Source organism: uncultured Boseongicola sp. (assembly GCF_937988555.1).
In the GTDB taxonomy this organism is placed as follows: domain Bacteria; phylum Pseudomonadota; class Alphaproteobacteria; order Rhodobacterales; family Rhodobacteraceae; genus Boseongicola.
This window is the reverse complement of sequence record NZ_CALJXO010000045.1, coordinates 22,688-29,231: the sequence shown is the minus strand read 5'-3', so window position 1 is coordinate 29,231 and position 6,544 is coordinate 22,688. Positions and strand designations below refer to the sequence as shown.

The window sequence follows — 6,544 nt, the reverse complement described above, 5'->3', positions numbered from 1 at the left end:
CGAAGTGCCGCCCTATTCGGTGGTTGTGGCGGGATCGCTGCCATCCAAGAACGGTGTTAACCTGTATTGCGCGGTGATCGTAAAGCGCGTGGACGAGCGCACCCGCTCGAAAACTGCGATCAACGAGCTGCTGCGCGACTGATCAGATAGAGCGCCTTTCGGCGCATTCGATCCTTAAAAAAAGAAGGGGCTTTCTGCCCCGTTTTTGCCTCTTGGAAAATTCACCCCCAAGGACTTTTTTTACCGAAAGAAGCTCAGACCGGTCCCGGCAATACCCCTGGAGTGCTTTGCGTGGGGTATCTATTCGCCATGTTTAAGAGTTCAGCGGATGGTTGCCGCTCACGCCAGGCGCTTGGTGATTTGGGGGCTATGCTCCGCGAGACGTCGCAAGATACCCGATCGCGGTTGATCGCCGGTTTCCTGTCTTTGACGGGCAATGGTACCTGTATTTTGGCCCCTATTGTGTCGTGGGGCACAAAATTCCGTCATCCAGGCGATTTCGACGTGCATACTTCGATCTTGTTGGCCGCCGCTCTGCCGGATGATGATTTCCCGATCTTCCTGTTCGCGACCGCCTTGGTCTTGACGGATATGCGCCAGGCAGACGATCCGCCTGATACGCTTTACTGGAATTGGGTGGCCTTTCACGCCCAATACGCTCTTGTCTGTCCCGCGTTGCGCGCGGCGCTGATGAGGGCGTTCAAAGCGGCCGAACTTGCCGGGCGGATCGACCTTGGGCCCGCTCAGGAGCCTGCGAAATGTCTGAAGATGACGCGAGAGGCCGTCCTGACGCTTTTGGATGGTAGCGGCGAGCGATCTTTAACCTCGGCCATCCTTGCCGGGGCTGACGCCACCGAAGTCGGGTGGATCTGGTCCCTGATCGATAAAGTTTCGGGGCCTGCTTTGGCGGCGTTTCGAAACCTCTACCAGCGCCCCGAAGGTCTCGCACCGCCCGAGCCTGCCACCGTTACTTTGATCCCCTGGAAGAGCTGATCTGCGTCTTGCACCCAGCGTTCGTGTCTGACAGGTAAAGTCGCATGGCAAAGGACAAGACATCCCGACCGCAGCAGGTCTTCACGCTTCTTATACAGATCGGCCGCAAAGACGGTGACGGTTTGCCAAAGGGTGCGACCGGCGGTGCGCTTGTATGTTATGCCACCGGCGTGGACGAGGCCGAAGCGGTCCGCGAGGCTGTTGCCGTGTTGAAAAAAGCCGATGTCGCGCCTTTGGACGTCACCGGCTATGGCACCGTTGAGGAACGCGAGGCCGGAGGCCACGAGATCGACGATGAAGAACGCGCACTGATGCAGCGCGCATTGGACGACAACGCCGTTATCGTCGCGCAAATGACCCCCTTTTTCGAGGATAAAAAATGACCGCCGTTTTCCTTGATCTTGACGGAACGTTAATGGATTCGCGGCCCGGCATCACCGGATCGCTGTCGCATGCCTTTGCAACCCACGGCATGGATGACCACGCCACCAGTGATCTGACCTGGATGATCGGGCCCCCTTTCATCGATAGTTTCGCTAAGCTTGGCATTGCCAACCCGGACCCGATCCTTGACGCCTACCGCATCCATTACCAGGCTTCGGGAATGTACGATGCCGAAATCTACGACGGCATCATCCCTGCTCTTCAAGCCATGCGCGATGCTGGCCACCGCCTTTACCTCATGACTGCCAAACCTCACGCCTATGCCACGCAAATCACAGCGCATTTCGGCCTTGCACCCTTCATGACGGCTGAGTTCGGCCCCGAGCTTGATGGTACCCGCAACTGGAAGGGCGATCTTCTCGCCTATGCGCTGGAGAAAACGGGCGAAACGGCGGACGCATCGGTTATGGCTGGCGATCGCTATCACGACATGGGGGCTGCAGCCGAAGTTGGCATGCCCGCGATTGCGGTGCGCTGGGGCTATGGCACACCGGAAGACTGGGTCGGAGCCGCGACCCTAATCGACCATGCCTCGCAATTGCCGGACGCCGTGTCAGCGATCCTCACACATTCCGGGCGTTGAAGTCGCGTAACGGCCAATGTAGCACGTTGTTATGACCATTGACCCCGCTGACCTCACTGCACGACTGATCCAGTGCGCCTCTGTCACCCCTGAAGACGGCGGTGCCATTCCGCTTTTGGCCTCGCTTCTGAAAGAGGCAGGCTTTGACACCTTCCGCGCTGACCGGGGCAATATCCTGAACCTTGTTGCCCGCTTCGGCCCCAAGGGTCATGCCAAAACCTTCGGCTTCAACGGCCACACTGATGTGGTGCCCGTTGGTGATCCCGCCGATTGGACCTATCCGCCGTTCAGCGCGCATATCGACGGCACCACGATGTTCGGACGCGGCGCCGCGGATATGAAATCCGGCGTTGCGGCCTTTGTCGCCGCCGCTGTTGACCGCGCCCGGACCAACCCGCCCGACGGTGCGATCATGATCACCCTAACCGGCGATGAAGAAGACATGGGCATCGACGGCACGCGCGCTATTCTCGACTGGATGGACACTAACGGCGAGGCGATGGACGTCTGCCTTGTGGGCGAGCCGACCTGCCCGAACACGCTTGGCGATACCATCAAGATCGGTCGTCGCGGCTCGATGACCGCCTATTTCACCGCGACCGGCGTGCAGGGTCACTCGGCCTATCCGCATCGCGCAAAGAATCCGGTCCCCGCACTTGCCCGCCTGATGGATCGCCTTGCGACCCACGCGCTTGATGATGGCACGGATCACTTCGACGCCTCAACGCTGGCCGTCACCACCTTTGATACGGGAAATCCAGCCAACAACGTGATCCCCGCCGCTTGTCGGTCCACCGTCAACATCCGCTTCAACGACAGCCATTCCTCGGCGACTCTGACGGACTGGTTAAAAGTGCAAGCCGCCGCCGTTGCGGATGAAACAGGCATAGACATCGCGATGAAAATCCAAGTGTCAGGCGAAAGCTTCGTCACCCCGCCGGGTGCTTTGTCGGACCTGATCGCCAAAGCGGTCGAAGCCGAAACCGGCGTCACGCCAGAACTGTCCACCACCGGCGGCACTTCGGACGCGCGCTTTGTGAAATCCCATTGTCCCGTGGTCGAATTCGGCCTGGTCGGGCAAACCATGCATCAGGTCGATGAGCGGGTTGAGCTTTCCGACATCCACGGCCTGAAGGCGATCTACGCCCGCATCCTTGACGACTATTTCGCAAGCTAACGTCATGACCAAGATCACCACGACCCGCGATATCGATACCTGCCACATGATCCGGAAACTGGTTTTCGTGGTAGAACAGGGCATCGGCCTTGAAGAAGACATTGACGGTTTGGACGATACTGCCACGCATCTGCTCGCCACCGACAACGGCAGCCCGGTCGGCACCGCGCGGCTCCTCGAAAAAGGCACCACGGGCAAAATTGGCCGCCTTGCCGTTCTTAAAGCTCACCGCGGCAAAGGTATAGGAGCCGCCATCGTGCGCGCCGCCCTTGCAGAGTTCGCGTCCCGCCCGCACCTGACCGAAGCCCGTCTTGGCGCACAGATCGAGGCCGTCGCCTTCTACGAATCCCTCGGATTCGGCCAGATAGGCGACGAGTTTGTCGACGCAGGCATGCCGCATCAGGAAATGGTTCGCCCGCTGTGAGGCAGCCGACCCTCGTCATCATGGTCAAAGAACCGCGCCCCGGCTACGCCAAAACTCGTTTGGGACGCGACATCGGCATGACCCACGCGGCGTGGTGGTTTCGTCACCAAACCCGCGCGTTGATCCGCCGCCTGCGGGACCCGCGCTGGCACATCATCCTCGCTGTTGCGCCGGACCGCGAAGGCCTGCAAAGCCGCGTCTGGCCTGAAGATATCGCACGGCTCCCTCAAGGCCCTGGAAACCTCGGGGACCGCATGGCCCGCATGCTGCGCTCCACCACAGGCCCGACCCTGGTTATCGGTGCGGACATCCCCGGCGTAACCTCCCCCCATATCGCGCAGGCTTTTCGCGTTCTGGGCGAAAACGCGTCCGTCCTTGGCCCCGCCCCCGACGGCGGCTACTGGCTCGTCGGCGTGAAACACCCCCGGCGTGCGCCACCGACCCTGTTCCAAAACGTCCGCTGGTCAACCGAGCACGCGCTGAAAGACACAGAAAAAACCCTCCCCACCCCTATCGCCAAAACCGCCACCCTGCGCGACGTCGACACTGCAACCGATCTCTGACGTCACCCATTCAAAAACACCTTGGGGGGGGGCGCATGAGGCGGACGGGGCAGCGCTCCCGTAAGATAAATCCCTCGTGACGCGCGCCACGCCCCATGATAGCCCGCACGCATGGCAAGCATCCCCACAAAAGACGAAATTCTCGCATGGATCTCGGAAAATCCGACCCGGACCAACAAGCGTGACATCGGCAAAGCCTTTGGCATCAAAGGCGCGGCCCGCATCGACCTTAAACGCCTGCTGAAAGAGCTTGCAGAAGACGGCCACCTTGAAAAGCATCGCAAGACCTACCGTGATCCCGAGAGCCTGCCGCCCGTTTCAGTTCTGCAAGTTATCGAACCAAACGCCGATGGCGACCTCTTCGCCCGCCCGCTTGAATGGGAGGGCGAAGGCGCCGAACCCAGCGTCCTCCTGATCCTGAAGGCCTCCGAACCCGCCCTTGGCGCAGGAGACCGCATCCTTGCCCGTCTAACTCAGGTCAAAGACGAAGATCACGCCTATGAAGGCCGCCTCATTCGCCGCATCGGCACGAACCCTAAACGCCTGTTGGGTGTTTTCCGCAAACACGCCGAAGGCGGCCGTATCCTTCCGATCGACAAAGGCGCTGACCGCGAATGGCGTGTCGGAAGCGACGCCATAAACGGCGCGAAAGACGGCGAATTGGTCGAAGCCGAACAGGCCGGCCCGAAGGACCGCATGGGCCTGCCCAAGGCGCGCATCGTCGCCCGGCTTGGGAATCCGTCTGCGCCCAAAGCCGTCTCGCTCATCGCGATCCACCAACACGGCATCCCCGATGACTTCCCTGATGAGGCCATAGCAGAAGCTGACGGGATGAAGCCCGCAGACCTCAAGGCTCGCGAAGATCTCACGGAAATGCCGCTGATCACCATCGACCCAAGCGATGCCCGCGATCACGACGACGCTTGCTTCGCCCACGCCGATGATGATCCCAAAAACGAAGGTGGCCATGTCGTCTGGGTCGCTATCGCCGATGTCGCTCATTATATCCGCTCCGGATCAGCGCTTGACCAGGAGGCGCGCAAGCGCGGCAATTCAACCTATTTCCCCGACCGAGTCGTGCCGATGCTGCCGGATCGTTTGTCGGGTGATCTCTGCTCGCTTCACGAAGGGGTGCCGCGCGCTTGCCTTGCCGTCAGAATGCAGATCAACACGGCGGGGGAAAAGATCGGTCATAAATTCGTGCGCGGCCTGATGAAATCTCTGGCATCTCTGCACTACGAAGAAGTGCAGGATGCTATCGACGGCAGGCCGAACGACCGCACCGCGCCGCTTCTTGATTGTGTTTTGAAGCCGCTGTACGCCGCCTACGCTGCCCTTAAAAAAGCACGCGAAGCACGCCAGCCGCTTGATCTGGATCTGCCCGAGCGAAAGATCATCCTGAACGACGACGGCCGCGTCACATCCGTTGCTTTCAGAGACCGCCTTGATGCGCACAAGCTGATCGAGGAATTTATGGTGCTGGCCAACGTCGCCGCTGCCGAAACGCTTGTCGCGAAAAAGCAACCGCTCCTGTACCGCGTCCACGAGGAACCGAACCCTGAAAAACTCGACGCTCTGCGCGAAACAGCACAATCTGCGGGCCTCACGCTTGCAAAGGGGCAGGTCCTTAAGACCGCGCACCTTAACCGCTTGTTGCACGCCGCTGCTGGCACGGACTACAGCGAACAGATCAATATCGCCACATTGCGGTCAATGACCCAAGCCTATTACGCTCCGCAAAACTTCGGCCACTTCGGTCTTGCGCTGCAATCTTACGCTCACTTCACCTCGCCGATCCGGCGCTACGCTGACCTGATCGTCCACCGTGCGCTTGTGTCGGCCCACAAATGGGGTGACGACGGCCTGTCTCACCAAGAGGTCGAAAACCTTGAAGAAACTGGCATGCATATCTCTGATACCGAACGCCGTTCGATGATCGCCGAACGCGACACCTCCGATCGCTACTTGGCGGCGTTCCTGTCTGATCGGATCGGCGCCGAACTGACGGGCCGTATCTCGGGCATTCAACGGTTCGGCGCTTTCGTGAAACTTGATGAAACCGGCGCTGACGGGTTGATCCCGGTGCGTTCGCTTGGCTCGGAATTCTTCCACTTCGACGCTGACAGCCAAACGCTCCAAGGCTCTGACACCGGCCTGACGCTTGGTCTTGGCCTGCGCGTCACGGTGCGCCTGGCCGAAGCCGTCCCGGTCACCGGCGGCCTGATGCTGGAACTGCTCAACGTCGACGGCAAAGCTATCAAACGCGGCCCCACCTCGCGTCGTCGCGGCGGCCCCGTGCGGCGCAAAGCAACCAAAGCGGCCAGCAAAAAGCGGAAAGTCACGCGCAAGCGTTAAGACAG

The 6,544-nt window shown here is 60.3% G+C and carries 7 protein-coding genes and 1 pseudogene; all 8 read left to right on the top strand.

The genetic code is table 11. The annotated features are described in order from the left end of the window. Positions 1-142, top strand: a pseudogene (locus tag Q1B15_RS03030) (2,3,4,5-tetrahydropyridine-2,6-dicarboxylate N-succinyltransferase); the annotation flags it as partial. A gap of 167 nt (positions 143-309) precedes the next feature. Beyond that, positions 310-993 (top strand): hypothetical protein, encoded by a 684-nt coding sequence (locus tag Q1B15_RS03025; RefSeq protein WP_299749962.1) that lies wholly within the window; start codon positions 310-312, stop codon positions 991-993. Positions 994-1,037: 44 nt separating this feature from the next. Then, positions 1,038-1,376 carry a hypothetical protein gene (locus tag Q1B15_RS03020; RefSeq protein ID WP_299749959.1) on the top strand — a complete coding sequence of 113 codons (339 nt, stop codon included), beginning with the start codon at positions 1,038-1,040 and terminating at the stop codon, positions 1,374-1,376. Beyond that, entirely contained in the window at positions 1,373-2,020 is a 648-nt protein-coding gene (locus Q1B15_RS03015; RefSeq protein WP_299749956.1) for an HAD hydrolase-like protein, read from the top strand. Before Q1B15_RS03020 ends, Q1B15_RS03015 begins: the two co-directional genes overlap by 4 nt. 31 nt (positions 2,021-2,051) lie before the next feature. Continuing rightward, the gene (gene dapE, locus Q1B15_RS03010; protein ID WP_299749953.1) at positions 2,052-3,197 is read left to right on the top strand and encodes a succinyl-diaminopimelate desuccinylase; all 1,146 of its coding nucleotides are present in this window, start codon (positions 2,052-2,054) and stop codon (positions 3,195-3,197) included. Positions 3,198-3,201: 4 nt separating this feature from the next. After that, positions 3,202-3,621 (top strand): GNAT family N-acetyltransferase, encoded by a 420-nt coding sequence (locus Q1B15_RS03005; RefSeq protein WP_299749949.1) that lies wholly within the window; start codon positions 3,202-3,204, stop codon positions 3,619-3,621. Positions 3,622-3,641: 20 nt separating this feature from the next. After that, positions 3,642-4,184, top strand: a complete 543-nt coding sequence (locus Q1B15_RS03000; protein WP_299749968.1) for a TIGR04282 family arsenosugar biosynthesis glycosyltransferase — start codon at positions 3,642-3,644, stop codon at positions 4,182-4,184. Between the two features lie 111 nt (positions 4,185-4,295). After that, positions 4,296-6,539 carry a ribonuclease R gene (gene rnr, locus Q1B15_RS02995; protein ID WP_299749946.1) on the top strand — a complete coding sequence of 748 codons (2,244 nt, stop codon included), beginning with the start codon at positions 4,296-4,298 and terminating at the stop codon, positions 6,537-6,539. Positions 6,540-6,544: the final 5 nt, after the last annotated feature.

Bases quoted from the DNA above. Each gene is read 5' to 3' on its own strand.
- Q1B15_RS03005 (WP_299749949.1), top strand. From the start codon at position 3,202: ATGACCAAGATCACCACGACCCGCGATATCGATACCTGCCACATGATC.
- Q1B15_RS03020 (WP_299749959.1), top strand. From the start codon at position 1,038: ATGGCAAAGGACAAGACATCCCGACCGCAGCAGGTCTTCACGCTTCTT.
- rnr (WP_299749946.1), top strand. From the start codon at position 4,296: ATGGCAAGCATCCCCACAAAAGACGAAATTCTCGCATGGATCTCGGAA.
- Q1B15_RS03000 (WP_299749968.1), top strand. From the start codon at position 3,642: ATGGTCAAAGAACCGCGCCCCGGCTACGCCAAAACTCGTTTGGGACGC.
- Q1B15_RS03025 (WP_299749962.1), top strand. From the start codon at position 310: ATGTTTAAGAGTTCAGCGGATGGTTGCCGCTCACGCCAGGCGCTTGGT.
- dapE (WP_299749953.1), top strand. From the start codon at position 2,052: ATGACCATTGACCCCGCTGACCTCACTGCACGACTGATCCAGTGCGCC.
- Q1B15_RS03015 (WP_299749956.1), top strand. From the start codon at position 1,373: ATGACCGCCGTTTTCCTTGATCTTGACGGAACGTTAATGGATTCGCGG.